Source organism: Aminobacter sp. P4_H6_2, assembly GCF_056400805.1.
Genome location: NZ_JBFUKO010000936.1, coordinates 1 through 1,470, shown reverse-complemented (window position 1 = coordinate 1,470; position 1,470 = coordinate 1). Strand labels below are relative to the sequence as shown.

The window sequence follows — 1,470 nt, the reverse complement described above, 5'->3', positions numbered from 1 at the left end:
GATCATGCCGCAATACGCCATCCAGCGGCTCTATGAACTGACCAAGCATCTCGACACTTACATCACGACAGAGGTCGGCCAGCACCAGATGTGGGCGGCACAGCACTATGGCTTCGAAAAGCCCAACCGTTGGATGACCTCGGGTGGCCTCGGCACGATGGGCTATGGCCTGCCGGCGGCACTGGGCGTGCAGATCGCGCACCCGGAATCGCTGGTTATCGACATTGCCGGCGACGCCTCGGTGCAGATGTGCATCCAGGAGATGAGCACGGCGATCCAGTATGGCGCGCCGATCAAGATCTTCATCCTGAACAACCAATACATGGGCATGGTGCGCCAGTGGCAGCAGCTGCTGCATGGCAACCGGCTGTCGCACTCCTACACCGAGGCGATGCCTGATTTCGTCAAGCTCGCCGAAGCCTATGGCGGTCACGGCATTCGCTGCGACAAGCCCGACGAACTCGATGACGCGATCAAGGAAATGATTTCGGTGAAGAAGCCGGTGATCTTCGATTGCCGCGTGGCAACGCTCGCCAATTGCTTCCCGATGATCCCTTCGGGCAAGGCGCATAACGAGATGCTGCTGCCAGACGAGGCGACCGACGAGGCGGTTGCCAACGCCATCGACGCCAAGGGCCGCGAATTGGTGTGACGGATCGCGTGCGGCCTTCATGGAAGGCCGCACAATCAACGAGTTAGCGCAACCGCCTAAGATCGAGATTCATCTTATGAACGCACAGCTACAACCCACCGGTTCGGCCTATTTCATCGCCAAGGAAACCGAGAATCCGGAAAACCACACGCTATCGGTGCTGGTCGACAACGAACCGGGCGTGCTCGCCCGCGTCATCGGCCTGTTTTCGGGCCGCGGCTACAACATCGAAAGCCTGACCGTCTCCGAAACCGAGCACGAGAAGCATTTGTCGCGCATCACCATCGTGACGCGCGGCACACCGCATGTGCTCGAGCAGATCAAGCACCAGCTCGAGCGCATCGTGCCGGTGCATCGTGTCGTCGACCTGACTGTCATGGCGCAGGAGCTTGGCACCGGTGGCGCGCTGGCGCGCGAACTGGCGCTGGTCAAGGTTGCCGGCACAGGCGAGGCTCGCGTCGAGGCGTTGCGCTTGGCCGAAGCCTTCCGCGCCAAGGTGATCGACRCAAACACCGAACATTTCATCTTCGAGCTGACCGGCAAGGTGTCGAAGATCGAGCAGTTCATCGCCATCATGAAGCCGCTTGGCCTGGTCGAAATCTGCCGCACCGGCGTTGCTGCGATGAACCGCGGCCCGCAGGGCATGTGACAAACAATGCCGCCCGCGGCCGAAAGGCGCGAGCGGTGTTTGTTCAGAAGCCGACGTTTTCGTTGATGTAGAAGGTGTTGAGCAACGAAACGCGCGGCTGTTCTATGGTCGTGTGGATTTTCGGGCGGCCATGCCAGCTCATCTTCATCAGCGAGTGATAGGCTTTCAG

General features: G+C 60.2%; 2 protein-coding genes. Both read left to right on the top strand.

Features of this window, described 5'->3' with window-relative positions; translation table 11 throughout:
* On the top strand, window positions 1-652 hold a 652-nt coding region (locus AC1DUU_RS31830), incomplete at its 5' end, for a thiamine pyrophosphate-dependent enzyme (protein ID WP_476787284.1).
* Window positions 653-728: 76 nt separating this feature from the next.
* Window positions 729-1,301 (top strand): acetolactate synthase small subunit, encoded by a 573-nt coding sequence (gene ilvN, locus AC1DUU_RS31825; RefSeq protein WP_476787283.1) that lies wholly within the window; start codon window positions 729-731, stop codon window positions 1,299-1,301.
* The last annotated feature ends 169 nt before the right edge of the window (window positions 1,302-1,470 follow it).